The organism is Geodermatophilus sp. SYSU D00742, assembly GCF_054049935.1.
This window is the reverse complement of the sequence record NZ_JBJGYJ010000019.1, coordinates 35,588-49,937: the sequence shown is the minus strand read 5'-3', so window position 1 is coordinate 49,937 and position 14,350 is coordinate 35,588. Positions and strand designations below refer to the sequence as shown.

Below are 14,350 nucleotides of genomic sequence, written 5' to 3'. Positions count from 1 at the left end.
GATGCAGCCGGACGACCCCGCCGGCGTCCTCGAGGGTGTCTACGTCGCCGCCGTGACGCCCTTCCGCGACGACGAGCGCTTCACCATCGACGTCGACTCCTACCTCGCCCACGTGCAGTGGCTCGCCGGGCACGGGGTCACCGGCGTCATCCCGTTCGGCACGAACGGGGAGGGACCCTCGGTGTCCCCGCGGGAGAAGCGGGCGGTCCTCGCGGCCCTGCTGCCGGCGGCGGGCCCGCTGCACGTCGTCCCGACGGTCGCCGAGGGGAACCTGCCGGACACCCTCGACCTGCTCGCCGAGCTGCAGGACCTGCCGGTCCGCGCGGTGATGGTGCTGCCGCCCTACTACTTCCGGCCGGTGGCGGCCGAGGGCCTGCGGGTGTTCTACGAGCGCGTGCTGGCCGCCACCCGCCACCCGGTCGTCGCCTACCACATCCCCAAGTACGCGGTGCCCGTCCCGGCCGAGCTGGTGGCCGCCCTGCCGGTGTGGGGGGTGAAGGACTCCGGCGGCGAGCCCGGCTACGCCGAGGCCGTGCACGCGGCGGGCAAGGGCGTGCTCGTCGGCACCGAGGACGACCTGCCGGCCCGCCTGCTCAGCGCCACCGGCTCGATCTCCGCCCTGGCCAACATCGTCCCCGAGCAGGTCGTCGCGCTCTACGGGCACGTCCGCGGCGGCCGGCCGGCGGAGGCGGCCTCGTTGTCGGCCCACCTCCAGCAGGTCCGGGCGATGACCAAGCAGTACGCCGGTCCCGGGGTGCTCAAGCGGGTCGCCGAGGCGCGCCACGGGCACCGGATGGGGACCGTGCGCCCGCCGCTGGTCCCCGTCCCGCCGTCGTTCGACGCCGTGGCCGCCGCCGAGCGCGCCGTGGCGGTCCCCGTCGGCTGAAGGAGGCTCCTCCGGTGCGGGTGCTCGTCACCGACGCGGACTACGGGGTGCTCGACATCGAGGCCGAGGTCCTCGGCGCCGCCGGGCACGAGCTGCTCACCGCGCAGTGCCGGACGCCGGCCGACGTCGTCGCGGCCGCCGGGGACGTCGACGCCGTCCTCGTGCAGTACGCGCCGATCACCGCCGAGGTCCTGGCGGCGTTGCCGCGGCTGCGGCTGGTGAGCCGCTACGGCGTCGGGGTCGACGTGGTGGACCTCGACGCCGCCCGCAGCCGGGGCGTGTGGGTGTGCAACGTGCCCGACTACGGCACCGCCGAGGTCGCGCTGCACGCGGTGGCGATGCTGCTCGCGCTGCTGCGCAACCTCCCCGAGCACGACCGGCAGGTGCGCGCCGGGAACTGGGACCACCGGGCCGGCGGGGTCCTCCCGCGCCCCGGCGCGCTGACCCTCGGCGTCGTCGGTCTCGGCCGCATCGGGCGGACGACGATGGAGCGGGCGGCGCCGTGGTTCGGGGGCTGCGTGGGCTACGACCCGCACCTCCCGGACGACGCGTGGCCGCCCGGCGTCGAGCGGGTCGGGCCGGAGGAGCTCTTCGCCCGCAGCAACGCGGTGACGCTGCACCTGCCCCTGACCCCGGAGACACGGGGCCTCGTGGGGGAGGACCTGCTGGCCCGGCTGCCGCCCGCGTCCTACCTGGTCAACACCGCCCGCGGAGGTCTCGTGGACCTCGACGCCGTCCTCCGGGCGCTGGAGGACGGGCGACTGGCCGGGACCGCCCTCGACGTCCTGCCGGAGGAGCCACCGCCGGCCGGTCATCCGCTGCTCGGCCACCCGCGCGCCCTGCTGACACCGCACGTCGCCTGGTACTCGGCGCAGGCGGAGGTGGAGCTGCGGCGCAAGGCGGCGGAGAACGTCGTCACGTGGGCGCGGACCGGCCGGCCGGCCTACGCCGTCGTCGAGGGACGCTGACGCGCCGGCGCCCTACACGTCCCGGCCGTCGACCGGGCGCTCCGCGACGTGCATCACCCGACGAACCGACGGCTCACGATTGTCACAACTGCATAACGGCGGTTACGGTGGGTGAGTCCGGTCGATCGTCACGCCCCGCCCGGGGCACCCGAACGGACGCCGCCGAGTCGCCCTCCGGGGCGAGCCGGGGACCCATCGCAGTACTGGGGTGAATCCACTCCCGGGCCCACGTCCGGAGAGGTAGGGCTGCTTCCCGCCCGAACCCGTCAGCTAACTCGGTAGGCGGCCATCGGAAGAACGGAGAGCGGCCGGATGGCGCGCCCCTGCCCTGCAGCACGACCCTGCCCGACCCGGTACCGCCGGAACAGGGTGCGCCCGCGCAGCTGACCGCGCGCGACCGTCACTGACGCACGCCTCCCCGCGGGTCCACCCCCGAGCACCCTCGCTCGACCGGCCGACCGCCGCTTCCCCGGTGACCCGCCCCGGCCTGCTGACGACCGCAGCCCTCACCGCCCGCTCACCCCTCGCAGCCCGCCGCGCCCCCGCGCGTGCCGCTGCGCCCGCACACCTCGGAGCACACCGCCCCATGGACCCCCGCACCACCACGTCCGGCCGCCGCGGCTCGTCGACCCGCTCGCACCGCCGTCCGCCGTCGGCCGTCCGCCGTCCCGGCCTGTACCTGGGCGCGGCCACCGCCGGCGCCCTCGTGGTCAGCGTCCTGTTCGGCGCGGACCCGGCCGCGCAGGCCGAGGCCGGCCGGTCGGAGTCGGTCAGCGTCGCCCAGCAGCTGGGCCTGACCGCCGACTCCGTCCCCCCGGCCGAGGCGACGCCGGACCTCCAGCCGCTCGAGCAGCTGACCGCCAGCCGCAGCACCCGCGAGGCCGAGCAGACCGCCGCGCAGCAGGTCCAGGCCGCCGCCGACCAGGCCGAGCTCGACCGCCGGAGAGCCGAGGCGGAGGCCGCCGCCCGCGCCGCCGCCGAGGCCGCGGCCGCCGAGGCCGCGCGCGCCGCCGAGGCCGCGCGGGCCGCCGAGGCGGCTGCGGCTGCGCAGTCCGCCGAGGCCGCGAGGGCCGCCGCGGCCGCGCCGCCGCGCTCCGCGGGGTCCGCGCCCACCGCCGCCGCCGCGTCGGGCAGCGTCGCGGCGACCACGGTCGCCCGCATCACCAACACCGCAGGGGCCACCAGGCCCGCCGCGCAGGCGGCCGCCAACGCGGTGGTCAGCAACGTGCCCGGCGCCGCCGGGATCACCATCGGCGGCACCCGGCCCAGCGCGGCGGACCCCGGCGGCCACCCGTCCGGCCTGGCGCTGGACTACATGACCAGCTCCTCGCTGGGCGATGCGATCGCCGCCTACCACATCGCCCACTGGAACGAGCTCGGCGTCGAGTACGTCATCTGGAAGCAGCGGATGCTCAGCTCACCCAACGGCTCCTGGAAGCCGATGGCCGACCGCGGCAGCCCGACCGCCAACCACTTCGACCACGTGCACGTGAACTACCGGGGCTGAGCCCGGAGCACGTCGGTCACGGCTGCCCGGCCGCGTGGCGGGCGGCCGTGACCACCTCGGTCAGCGTCTGGTCGTCGCGAGCGACCCAGGCGCGGCCGTCGTCGGTCAGCACGATGGGGCGCTGGATCAGCCGCGGGTGCTCCACCAGCAGGCGGATCCAGGCGTCGGCGTCCCGGGGCATGTCCCGGAGCCCGAGCTCGCGGGCGAGCGGCTCGGACATCCGGGCCACGTCCCACGGCTGCAGCGCGAGCGCGGTGAGTGCGGCGCGCAGTTCCGCCTCGCTCGGCGGGTCGTCGAGGTAGCGGCGCAGCGTGTACTCGACCCCGGCCTCCTCGAGTCGGTCGCGCGCGGTGCGGCACTTGGAACAGGACGGGTTGAACCAGACCTCCACGTACCGACCCTAGGGTGCGCCCGGGGGCCGTCGACGTCGTCCACGGCGAGCGGCATCGCGGGGCCGACCCCGGCGCCGTGGGGCACGGCCGGGCAGACGTCCTAGACATCTGTTGCGGTGGCGGGGCGCCGCCTGCATGCTGGTCGGCGGGCGGGGCCCTGGGGCGTCCCTCGGGTGCGCCCCGCCCGCCAGCGTGCGAAGCGCGTTTGCCGTGTCCGGTCCCGGGGCACCCAGCGCGCGAACCGGCCCCGGCGTGGCCGTGGAACCCCCGCGCCGGGGCCGTGGCGCGTCCGGGGCCCGGGGGTCCGGCCGCACCGGCGCCCGCCACTGTCGTCGTGCTCACATCCGGCCGACACGCCCATCGGTCCGGCGACCGCCGGGTAGGGGGCGGTCATGGCACGGACACGGTTGAAGCCGGTACGCGAGCAGGTCGTCGTCGTGATGGGCGCGTCGAGCGGGATCGGCCGGGCCACCGCCGCCCGGTTCGCCGCGGACGGCGCGAGGGTCGTCGTCGCCGCCCGCGGACAGGCCGGGCTCCGGTCCCTGGTCGAGGAGATCCGGACCGCCGGAGGACAGGCCTGCGCGGAGGTCGCCGACGTGACCGACCCGGCGCAGGTGCGGCGGGTGGCGCAGCGCGCGGTCGACGAGTACGGCCGGCTGGACACGTGGGTGCACGCCGCCGCCGTCCTGCTGGTCGCGCCGTTCAGGGAGACGACGCCGGAGGAGTTCCAGCAGGTCGTCGACGTCAACCTGATGGGGCAGGTCCACGGCGCCATGGCGGCCCTCCCGCACCTGGGGCGGCAGGGCGGGGCGTTCATCTCGATCTCGTCGATGGGCGCCCGGCGCGGGGTGCCCCTGCAGACGGCCTACTGCGCGTCCAAGCACGGCATCGACGGGTTCCTCGAGACGCTGCGGACCGAGGTGCGGCGCGAGGGCCTGCCGGTCAGCGTCACCCAGGTCCTCCCGGCGACGATCAACACACCGCTGTTCGACCAGGCGCGGACCAAGATCGGGGTCAAGCCCGTCGCCCCGCCGCCGGTCTACCAGCCGGAGGTGGTCGTGGACGCCGTCCTGTACGCCGCGGCGCACCCGGTCCGGGACCTCGTCGTCGGCGGGTCGGCCAAGGCGCTCATCCTCGGTGAGCAGCTCGCCCCCCGCCTGGTCGACGAGCTGATGACCCGGTTCGGCTTCGAGGCGCACGACACCGGCCGGCCGAAGTCCGCCGATGCCCCGGACAACCTCTTCGCCCCACTGGACGCCCACGACACCGCCCACGACGGCTTCGAGCAGGTGGCACGGCCCCGCAGCCTGTACACGTCGCTGCAGATGCACCCCCTGGTCAACCGGATCCCGCTGGCCGCCGAGGCGCTGGCCGCGGCGGGGTTCGTCCTCCGGCCGCTGCGCCGGTAGCGGGCGCCGCGCCGGCATCAGGAGCGGGCGGCGGCCGCGGCCTGGTCCACCAGCCGGATCACGCGCTGCGGGACGTCGGCGACGGCGCTGTGGCCGGCGAGGGGCAGGAGGCGGAACCGGGCGGCGGGCACCAGCAGCGCCAGCCACGCGGCCTGGCTGAGCGTGAGGACGTCGTGGGTGCCCTGCGCGATGACCACGGGGCAGCCGACCGCCTGGTAGTCGATCGTGGTCTCGGGCACGACCGCGTGCCGCACCAGCCGACCGAAGTCCTCGGCCGCCGCGAAGGCGCGCACCAGCGCCACCGCCTCGGCGGCCGGCGTGCGCCATCCCCGCGCGCGCAGCACCGCCAGCGCCATCGTGCGGGGCAGGGCGGCGCGCAGCAGCGGGTCCGCGACCGGGGCGAGGGCGCGGAAGCCGAGGCGCGAGGCCGCGAGCAGGGCGGCCTGCCAGGCCCGCTCCGGCGGCGTGAGCGGTCCGGTCGGCGCGATCGCGACCACCGACCGTGCCCGCTGCCGCCGGGCCAGTTCGAGGCCGACCCGACCGCCGAGGGAGACACCGAGCACGTGCGGGACGTCGACCCCGCGACGGTCGAGCTCCTGCTCCACGGCGTCGGTCAGCGTCGCGACGTCGGGCCGGACGTCGGCGGGCAGCGCGGGGGAGCTGCCGTGGCCGGGCAGGTCGAGGGCGAGCACGTCGTAGCGCCCGGCGAGCTCGGGGACCACCGCCCCGAACTCGGCGTGCGTGCTGCCCAGGCCGGGGAGCAGCAGCAACGGCGCCCCGCTGCCCTCCCGGTGCCCGTTCACCGGCGGGAGCGGCCTCGACCTGTCCACCCGGGCCATTGAACGACGCCCGCCGTTCCCGCGCTCGCGGGGCGGCCGGCTCCGGGGAGGCCCTGCACACGGACGGCGTCCGCCGGCCGGCGGTGCCCGCCGACCGGAGTCACGCGCGTGCCGGCCCGGCCGGGAGGAGTGTCTGCCCCGGCGGACGTGCCCCGACGCTGCGCGGTCCGCGGGAGCGGTCAGGCGCTGAGCGGGTCGCGCCGCTGCAGGCGCAGCCGGCGCCGCTCCCGCTCGGACAGCCCGCCCCAGATGCCGAAACGCTCGTCGTTGGCCAGGGCGAACTCCAGGCACTCGGCGCGCACCGCGCACCCGGTGCACACCCGCTTGGCCTCGCGGGTGGAGCCGCCCTTCTCGGGGAAGAACGCCTCGGGGTCGGTCTCGGCGCACAGCGCGTCCAGCCGCCAGGCCTCGTCGCCGGCGGACGGGGCGTGCCACTCCGGCACCGTGGACTCCGTGGCCGCAGGCCCGGACGGGTCGGTCAGCAGGGTCAGGGACGGGCGGGGGAAGGACGGCACAGGAAGCTCCTCGGGTGGTCAGTGCGGCGTACCGCCGTGACGGACCGGTACGAACGGCTTGCTGTCCGTGACGTTACGGATCCCCCCATGGGGTGGCACAGGCACAATCCGGACGAAACCGACCCGTCCGATTGGTGGATTGTGTCGGCGACCCGCCCCGTCGGGTCGACGACCTCGTCCTCGCCCGACCGATCCCGGGGGCCGGGACGGGCCGGGGACCTGCCGCCGGCGACACCGGGGAGGGGTCCGGGGGCGCCACCCCGGGCGGGGGAGGAGGTCGTCCCGGGTCGCCGTCGGGCGACGTCCCGCGCAGCCCCGGTGCGACCTCCGGTGTCGCCGCGGCGGGCCTGTCCGCCCGGAGCCGCGCTTCCTACGCTGGTCCCGTGCCCGAGAGCAGGGACGCACCTGTGCGCGCCGGCGCCGGGAGGGTGGACCGGCGGCTGACCGACGTCCTGCTGGCGACGGCGCAGACCCTCGCGGTGGCCCTGGTCGTCACCGCGGGTGCGGAGGGCACCGGACGGGCCGGCGCGTACCTGTTCGCCGTCGGCTTCGGTGCGCTCGTCCTCGGGGGCCGGCGCGCGCCCCGCCTGGTGCTGGTGCTCACCGTGACCGGTGTCTTCGGGTACTACGCCCTCGGCTTCACCCCCATCGGCATCGCCCTGCCGGCCGTGGCCGCCCTCTACCGGGCGGCCGACGGAGGTGCCCTGCGCTGGGCGGCCGGTGCGGGGACGGTCCTGGTCGGCGTCGCCGCGTGGGCGCGGCTCGCCGACGGCCTGCCGACCACGTACCTGCTCGGCTACGAGTTCTCCACCAACGTCGCGCTGGTCGCCGCGGCGATCGCCCTCGGGGTGAGCGTGCGCGCCCGCCGGGAGACGCGGCTGCACCAGGAGCGGCTCCGCGCCCTGACCGCGGCCGAGTCCGCCCGGGAGGCCGAGCACCGGGTGCAGGCCGAGCGGGTGCGCATCGCCAGGGACCTGCACGACTCCGTCGGGCACGCGGTGTCGGTCATCGCCCTGCACGCCAACGTCGCCGCCGAGGCCATCGGGCGGGACGACGCCGCCGCCCGGCGGGCGGTCGACCGGATCGGTGCGGCGGCCTCCGCGCAGTTGCGGGAACTGCGGGCGACCGTGAAGCTCCTGCGCTCCCCGGCGGCCGACGTCGAGCGCGGTGCGGTGGGACTGGCCGGGCTGGGCGGGCTGGTGGACGCCGCCGGGGAGGCCGGGGTCGCGGTCGACCTCGACGTCGCCGTCGACGCCGACCGCCTCGACGGCGCGATCGGGGCGGCCGCCTACCGGATCGTGCAGGAGGCGCTCACCAACGTCATCCGGCACTCCGGCGCGACGCACGCGGCGGTCGGCGCCGCCGTCCGCGGGGACCGGCTCGAGTTGGTGGTCGCCGACGACGGCCCGGGCAGCCGCCCGCCCGCGCCGTCGACGGCCGGAGGCGGTTCCGGCCTGCCCGGCATGAGGGAACGAGCCGCTGCGCTGGGCGGACAGCTGAGTGCCGGTCGCGCGGCCACCGGCGGGTTCGTGGTGCGCGCCGTGCTCCCGACGCGACTCGCGCCGTGATCCGGGTCGTGCTGGTCGACGACCAGGAACTGGTGCGCACCGGGCTGCGGGCCCTGGCCGAACGCGACGGCGACATCGCCGTGGTCGGGGAGGCGGCGACCGGCCGGGCGGGCCTGAGCCGGGTCCGCGAGCTGCGGCCCGACGTGGTGCTCATGGACATCCGGATGCCGGAGCTCGACGGCCTGCAGGCCACCCGGCAGATCGTCGCCGACCCCGGGCTGGACGACGTCCGGGTGCTGGTGCTCACCACCTTCGACGAGGACGAGCACGTGTTCGAGGCCGTCCGGGCCGGTGCCGCCGGCTACCTGCTCAAGGACGTCTCACCGACGGATCTGCGCCGGGCGATCCGGGTGGTCGCCGCGGGGGAGTCGCTGCTGTCCCCCTCGGTCACCCGCACGGTGCTGCGGTCGCTGGCCGACCGCCTGCAGTCCTCGGTCCACGACGAGCCGCTCCGGGCGCTCACGCAGCGGGAACGGGAGGTGCTCACCCTGGTGGGCCGCGGCCTGTCGAACGAGGAGATCGCCGGGGAGCTCTTCCTCTCCCCGGCGACGGCGCGCACCTACGTCTCCCGGTTGCTCACCAAGCTCGGCGCCCGCGACCGGGCGCGCCTGGTCGTCCTCGCCTACGAGACCGGCCTGGTGGTCCCGGGAGCCTGAGGCGCCGCGGCGCCGGGCCGGCGCCCGCCTGCCGTCGACGCGTCCCCGGCCGGCAGGACGCGGCAGAGGAGGAGGGCGACGCCGGCGGCCACCACTCCCACGAGGGCGCCGGTGACCAGGCTGGACACCACCGCGGCCACGCGGAGCAGACCCTCCTGCACGTCGGGGGCGGCCCCGGCCGGTGCACCCCCGAGCACCGGGGTGCCCCCGTCGAACGCGGCGTTCCACAGCACCTGGTGGCCGACGGCGAGCAGGACCCCGTACAGCACCCCGATCACCACCACGGTGGCGAACGGGCGCCGCGGTCGCTTCCAGACGACGGCGGCGACCCAGCAGGCGGGCGGTACGAACACCAGCAGCGCGTTGACGACGCTGCCCTCCTCGACCAGCCCGAGGTCGTGGAGCACCACCCGGGGAGCGGCCAGCGCGGCGAGCGCGACCAGGACCGGCCACGAGAAGCCCGGGGAGCCGCGGCCGGCGGTCACCGTCCCGCCCCGATCGGCCCGGCCGGCACGGGCGCGGTCGTCCGGACCCAGCGCAGCAGGGCGGTGAACGCCAGGGCGGAGGTCACCGCGCCGCCGGCGAGGCGCACCCAGTGGCCGGCGACGAACTCCCCGGCCACCTGACGGAGGTACTCCGGGGAGTGACTGCCGACCGGGTCGACGAACATGATCTCGTTGCGCGGCCAGAAGAACAGCACGGAGAACAGGAACTCGCCGGCGATGAACACCGCCGCCGCGCCGACGACCCACCACCGCAGCCGCGGCTCCCGCCAGGTCGTCGCGGTCGCGGCCGCGCCGCTCAGCACGACCGTGGCGCCCAGCGGCGGGAAGTAGTCGCTGGGGCCGCCCGCCACGAGGAATTCCCGGGCGCGCTCCAGTGACGCCGGCGGGTCGCCGAAGATGTTCGGGTAGAGCACCACGGTCTCGGCGGCGACGCCGCCGAGGGAGAGCATCGCCGTCCACACGAGGACGACGAGCACCACCGTGGTGAGGGTCGTGCGGGACATGCCAGAGGTCTCCTCGCTGATCGGTGCGCGGCGCCCGGGTGGGCCGCCGTCGGTCAGCGAAGCTAGGTGCGGCCGACGTCCCCGGTCTGCCGTCCCCCGGCGACGACCGGCGTCGCTCCTCGACGTACGACCGGGTGCCGGCGGCGCGACCGGCCGGCACGCCGCGACGTCGTCCGGGCGCGCGCGGCACGGTCGCCACGCGCCGACCCCGCGCGAGCGCCCGAGGCGGTGTGCAGAGCGGGGCCCGCCCGTAGCCTCGTGCCGTCCGGGACCCGGCGACCGGGAGGAACGGGGATGACGTCGACGCGCGACCCCGCCGTGCTGGACGGCGCCGTCCGCCGCCTGCTCGCCCGCCACCTGCCCGACCGGCGCGCCACGTCGGTGGACCTCCTCGGGGCGGGTGAGGACAACGCCGCGTTCGACGTCGACGGCGAGCTGGTCGTCCGGTGCAGCACCCACCCCGACCCGCAGGAGAGGGCCCGGCGGGTGCTCCGCGAGGCCCGGTTGCTCACGGCGGTGGCCAGTCGGTCCCCGCTGCCGGTCCCGGTGCCGGCCCTCACCGTCGCCGAGGACGGCTGCCTCGCCTACGCCCGGCTGCCCGGCCGGCCCCTGCTCGACCTGACCGCCGAGCAGCGCGGCCGGCACGCGACGACGGTCGGCGCGGCGCTCGGCGGCCTGCTCGCGGCCCTCACCGCACTGCCGGCCGAGGACGTGGCCGGCCTCGTCGACGTCGACGACACCCCGCCCGGCGTGTGGCTCGACGAGTGCCGGGCGTCGCTCACGCAGCTCACGCCGGCCATCCCCGAGCGGCACCTGCCCGCCGTGCAGGCGTTCCTGGCAGCCGACCCGCCCGGCCCCGCGGACCACCTGGCGTTCACCCACGACGACCTCGGTATCGAGCACGTGCTCGTGGACCCGGACACCGGCCGCGTCACCGGGGTGCTGGACTGGACCGACGCCGCGATCACCGACCCCGCACGGGACCTCGGACGGGTGCTGCGTGATCTCGGTCCCCGGGCCCTCGCCGCCGCCCTCGCCGCCTACGGGGCTCCCCGCGGGGACGGGCGGGGACTGCGGCAGCGCATCGGGTTCCACGCCCGGTGCGGGCTGCTCGAGGACCTCGCCTTCGGGCTGGACACCGGCCGGCCGGCCTACGTCGACAAGAGCCTGCTGGGCATGGCCCGGCTGTTCCCGGCGTGAGCACGCGAGGCCGTGGCCGGCCGCCGGGAGGAGCTCCCCGATGAGCGCCACCGGACCCGTGCGCATCGGCGTGGTGGGCGCCGGCATCGTCGGCCTGGCGGTGGCCCGCCGGCTCGCCCGGCTGCGGCCCGGTGCCCGCATCACCGTGGTGGACAAGGAGGACGACGTCGCCGTCCACCAGACCGGCCACAACAGCGGCGTGGTCCACGCGGGCCTGTACTACGCGCCGGGCTCGCTGAAGGCGCAGCTGTGCACGCGCGGGCGGGTGCTGCTCCGGGAGTTCTGCGCCGAGCACGGCCTGGTCTACGACGAGTGCGGCAAGGTCGTCGTCGCCCGGCACCCCGGCGAGCTGCCCGCGCTGCGCGAGATCGAGCGCCGGGCCACCGGGAACGGCGTGCCCGGCCTGCGCCGGCTGACCGCCGCGCAGCTGCGGGAGGTCGAGCCCGAGGTGGTCGGCGAGGCGGCCCTGCACTCGCCGCGCACCGCCGTCGTCGACTTCCGCGCCGTCGCCCGGGCCATGGCCGGGCAGCTGCGGCAGGAGGGCCACGAGGTCCGGCTGGGCTTCGAGGTCACCGGCGTGCGCCGGGTCGGCGCAGGCGTGGTCGTGACCTCGGGTGGGGAGAGCCTCGAGGTGGACCGGCTGGTGGTCTGCGCCGGCCTGCAGGCCGACCGGGTGTCCCGGCTGGCCGGCGACGAGCAGGGCCCGGCCATCGTGCCCTTCCGCGGTGAGTACTACCGGCTGGTGCCGGAGCGCAGCTCGCTGGTGCGCGGGCTGGTCTACCCGGTGCCCGACCCCCGGTACCCGTTCCTCGGCGTGCACTTCACCCGCCGGGTCGACGGCGGCGTCGACATCGGGCCGAACGCGGTGCTGGCGCTGGCCCGCGAGGGGTACCGGTGGCGGGACGTCCGTCCCGCGGAGCTCCTGCAGACGCTGACCTGGCCCGGGATGCGGCCGCTGGCGCGGCGGCACTGGCGCACGGGGGTGGAGGAGATCCGCGGCTCGCTGTCGCGCCGGGTGTTCCTCGCCGCGGCCCGCGAGTTCGTCCCGGCGCTCACCGACGACGACGTCGTGCGCGCCGCGGCCGGCGTCCGGGCGCAGGCCGTCGACCGCGACGGCACCCTGGTCGACGACTTCCGCATCAACCGGCTCGGCCCCGTCGTCACGGTGCGCAACGCGCCGTCGCCGGCGGCCACCTCGGCGCTGGCCATCGGCGAGTACGTGGCCGAGCGCGTCCTGGCGGCGGACGCCGGCTGAGCCGGCGAACGGGTCGGGTCGCGGTGACCGCTGGTCAGCCCCGGTCGCGGGGGCGCAGCTCCAGCCACAGCCACCCGGCGAGGGCGACCGGGACCACGACGAACGCGGTCAGCGCCGGCACGGTGCCCGTCACCGAGCCCAGCCAGGCCAGCAGCAGCGGGGTGCCGAAGCCGGTGTAGGCGAAGGCGTAGAACGCGCTGTTCACCGCGCCGCGGGTGTGCGGCGGCGCCAGCCGGGCGGTGAGGGTGAGCCCGGCGGTGAGGCACAGCCCGCCCCCCGCGCCGAGCAGGACCGCCGACGGCAGCAGCACCGCCGCCGACCCCGCGACGACCGCCACCACGCCGAGGCCGTGGCCGAGCGCGCCGAGCGCCATGCCGAGCGGCGCCCCGCCGCGCTCCGCCCGCCGTCCGACGCGGGCCGCGACCGCGCTGGCCGCCAGCGCGAGCCCACCGATCAGCCCGGCGTAGGCGACACCGACCCCCTCCGGCACCACGAGGAGGGGCAGCAGGGTCGCGGCCACGGCCGGGAACGCGAACACCCCGACCGCGGTGGGCGCCAGCACGGCCCAGAACGGCCGCCGTGCCTCCGGTGGCAGGCCCAGCGTCATCAGCCGCCCCGGCCGGCGCGCGTGCACGGTCTCCGGGACGGTGGCGAGCGCGGCCAGCCCGACGACGAGCACCGCGACGTGCACGAGGTAGGGCAGCGTCGTCGGCGCCGGGCCGTACTGGGCCAGCACCCCGCTCATCGCCGGGGCGACGGCGAAGCCGAGCGACGTCGACACCGCGCCCCGGGTGGCCGCCGACCGCTGGCCGGCGGGGCCGGCGAGCTCCTGCAGCCAGGCGTTGGCGACCGAGAACACGACCCCGGAGACGACGCCCTGCAGCAACCGGCCGGTGTAGAGCAGCGGGAGGTGGTCGACGGCGGGGAGGAACAGCAGGGACACCAGCCCGGCGAGGACCGCGAACGGCAGCACCAGAGCCCGCCGCCCGAACCGGTCCGAGGCCGCACCGGACACGGTGAGCGCCGCGATCAGGCCGACGGCGTAGCAGCCGAAGACGGCGGTGAGGTCGGCGTCGGACAGCCCCAGGGTGCGGCGGTAGACCAGCAGCAGCGGCGTGGGGATGTTGGTGCCCAGGGCGACGGTGAACAGGCCGAGGGTGAGGGCGTCGAGGTGCCGCCGCGTGGGGTCGCGCTGGAGCGTGGCCTCCGGCATCTGGCGGACGCTACCGCTTCCCCCGGGCCCGTCCGGGGTGCGGGCGTCCGGCGCGCGGAGGGCGGGAGCCCGTCGTCCGCGGGGAGCAGGTGGGCGCCGTTCAGCGGCGCCGGGGGAAGAAGGGGCGCAGGGCCGGAGGCGGGGAGAAGGGCTGCCAGGTCCCCTCCGGCGCGCCGAGCCGGTCGGCGAGCAGCCACAGCACGGCGGGGTTGTGGGCGAGGCCGAGGTGGCTGCCCCACACCTCGACGTTCTCCCGGTGCCGGCCGGGCGGGTACCGGCACGCGGTCCAGTCGACGATCCCGTCGGCCCGGGTGAACACCGAGGTCGCCGGGACCCGCAACGAGCCCGCCTCGGCCCAGGGCCGGGCGAAGCCGCCGGTGCCCGGTGCCAGCCGCGCCCCCTGGTCGACCAGCTGGGACAGCGTCCGCACCCACGGCGGGTACCGCAGGAAGGGCGTGCCGAGGGTGACCAGCCCCCGCACGCTCCCGGGCCGGGCCCGGGCGAGCTCCTGGGCGTACAGCCCGCCGAGGCTCCAGCCGACCAGGCTCACCCGCCTGCCGGAGTCGCGGTGCAACCGGTCGAGCCGGGCGCGCAGGTCCCGGACGACGCGCCCCGTCGGCCCGCGGTTCGTGCCCAGGCTCCAGCCGGAGACGTGGTGCCCGAGCGCGCGCAGGACGCTGCGGAGCAGCACCGTGGAGGGGTCGCCGGTCAGCAGTCCCGGGAGCACGAGGACCGGGTGGCCGTCCCCGCGCCGCGCCGTCGCCAGCAGCGGCCAGGTCGCCAGCAGGGCGGCGAGGTCGATGCCGGCCCGGGGTGGCTCGGTCAGCAGCAGGGCTCGGGGGAGGCGGCGTCGGATCGTGGGCACGGCCCCTTCCTTCCCGCCCCGGACCCCGTCCCACCCCCCTCGGGGTCGGTTCCGCCGGGACCGGGCCG

15 protein-coding genes and 1 riboswitch are annotated in these 14,350 nt (G+C 77.1%); of the genes, 8 read left to right on the top strand and 7 right to left on the bottom strand.

Features of this window, described 5'->3' with window-relative positions; translation table 11 throughout:
• Position 1: 1 nt before the first annotated feature.
• The 3 genes from ACI78V_RS14355 to ACI78V_RS14345 all read left to right on the top strand — a co-directional run bounded on the left by ACI78V_RS14355 (position 2) and on the right by ACI78V_RS14345 (position 3,361).
• Complete coding sequence (locus ACI78V_RS14355) at positions 2-886, top strand: dihydrodipicolinate synthase family protein (protein ID WP_456851826.1); 885 nt, start codon at positions 2-4, stop codon at positions 884-886.
• Between the two features lie 14 nt (positions 887-900).
• Positions 901-1,854, top strand: coding sequence for a C-terminal binding protein (locus tag ACI78V_RS14350; RefSeq protein ID WP_456851824.1), 954 nt, complete (start codon positions 901-903; stop codon positions 1,852-1,854).
• Positions 1,855-2,004: 150 nt separating this feature from the next.
• A riboswitch (cyclic di-AMP (ydaO/yuaA leader) is annotated at positions 2,005-2,154 on the top strand.
• A gap of 286 nt (positions 2,155-2,440) precedes the next feature.
• On the top strand, positions 2,441-3,361 hold the full coding sequence (locus tag ACI78V_RS14345) for a hypothetical protein (protein ID WP_456851822.1): 921 nt from the start codon (positions 2,441-2,443) through the stop codon (positions 3,359-3,361).
• 16 nt (positions 3,362-3,377) lie between these two features.
• Here ACI78V_RS14345 and ACI78V_RS14340 read toward each other — a convergent pair whose 3' ends face one another.
• The gene (locus ACI78V_RS14340; protein WP_456851821.1) at positions 3,378-3,752 is read right to left on the bottom strand and encodes an ArsC/Spx/MgsR family protein; all 375 of its coding nucleotides are present in this window, start codon (positions 3,750-3,752) and stop codon (positions 3,378-3,380) included.
• Between the two features lie 393 nt (positions 3,753-4,145).
• Between ACI78V_RS14340 and ACI78V_RS14335 the strand changes: the two genes are divergently transcribed.
• Positions 4,146-5,162, top strand: a complete 1,017-nt coding sequence (locus ACI78V_RS14335) for an SDR family oxidoreductase (RefSeq protein ID WP_456851819.1) — start codon at positions 4,146-4,148, stop codon at positions 5,160-5,162.
• A gap of 17 nt (positions 5,163-5,179) precedes the next feature.
• Here the strand turns inward: ACI78V_RS14335 and ACI78V_RS14330 are convergent, their stop codons facing one another.
• Positions 5,180-5,965, bottom strand: coding sequence for an alpha/beta fold hydrolase (locus ACI78V_RS14330; protein WP_456851817.1), 786 nt, complete (start codon positions 5,963-5,965; stop codon positions 5,180-5,182).
• 215 nt (positions 5,966-6,180) lie between these two features.
• A complete protein-coding gene (locus ACI78V_RS14325; RefSeq protein WP_456851815.1) occupies positions 6,181-6,516 on the bottom strand; it encodes a WhiB family transcriptional regulator in 336 nt (111 codons plus the stop codon).
• Positions 6,517-6,899: 383 nt separating this feature from the next.
• On the opposite strand from ACI78V_RS14325, the gene ACI78V_RS14320 reads away from it, so the two are divergent.
• The gene (locus ACI78V_RS14320; RefSeq protein ID WP_456851813.1) at positions 6,900-8,084 is read left to right on the top strand and encodes a sensor histidine kinase; all 1,185 of its coding nucleotides are present in this window, start codon (positions 6,900-6,902) and stop codon (positions 8,082-8,084) included.
• Positions 8,081-8,740: a response regulator gene (locus ACI78V_RS14315; RefSeq protein WP_456851811.1), complete on the top strand. Its 660-nt coding sequence runs from the start codon at positions 8,081-8,083 to the stop codon at positions 8,738-8,740. The genes ACI78V_RS14320 and ACI78V_RS14315 overlap by 4 nt, the downstream gene beginning before the upstream one ends.
• Here ACI78V_RS14315 and ACI78V_RS14310 read toward each other — a convergent pair.
• Positions 8,707-9,225 (bottom strand): hypothetical protein, encoded by a 519-nt coding sequence (locus tag ACI78V_RS14310; protein ID WP_456851809.1) that lies wholly within the window; start codon positions 9,223-9,225, stop codon positions 8,707-8,709. The two genes, ACI78V_RS14315 and ACI78V_RS14310, sit on opposite strands and share 34 nt — an antisense overlap.
• Positions 9,222-9,749 (bottom strand): DUF1772 domain-containing protein, encoded by a 528-nt coding sequence (locus tag ACI78V_RS14305; RefSeq protein ID WP_456851807.1) that lies wholly within the window; start codon positions 9,747-9,749, stop codon positions 9,222-9,224. Before ACI78V_RS14305 ends, ACI78V_RS14310 begins: the two co-directional genes overlap by 4 nt.
• A gap of 294 nt (positions 9,750-10,043) precedes the next feature.
• Between ACI78V_RS14305 and ACI78V_RS14300 the strand changes: the two genes are divergently transcribed.
• Positions 10,044-10,949 (top strand): phosphotransferase family protein, encoded by a 906-nt coding sequence (locus ACI78V_RS14300; RefSeq protein WP_456851806.1) that lies wholly within the window; start codon positions 10,044-10,046, stop codon positions 10,947-10,949.
• 40 nt (positions 10,950-10,989) lie between these two features.
• Complete coding sequence (gene lhgO, locus ACI78V_RS14295) at positions 10,990-12,204, top strand: L-2-hydroxyglutarate oxidase (RefSeq protein ID WP_456851804.1); 1,215 nt, start codon at positions 10,990-10,992, stop codon at positions 12,202-12,204.
• Between the two features lie 34 nt (positions 12,205-12,238).
• Here lhgO and ACI78V_RS14290 read toward each other — a convergent pair whose 3' ends face one another.
• The gene (locus tag ACI78V_RS14290; protein WP_456851802.1) at positions 12,239-13,417 is read right to left on the bottom strand and encodes an MFS transporter; all 1,179 of its coding nucleotides are present in this window, start codon (positions 13,415-13,417) and stop codon (positions 12,239-12,241) included.
• A gap of 100 nt (positions 13,418-13,517) precedes the next feature.
• The gene (locus ACI78V_RS14285; protein ID WP_456851800.1) at positions 13,518-14,282 is read right to left on the bottom strand and encodes an esterase/lipase family protein; all 765 of its coding nucleotides are present in this window, start codon (positions 14,280-14,282) and stop codon (positions 13,518-13,520) included.
• Between the last annotated feature and the right edge of the window lie 68 nt (positions 14,283-14,350).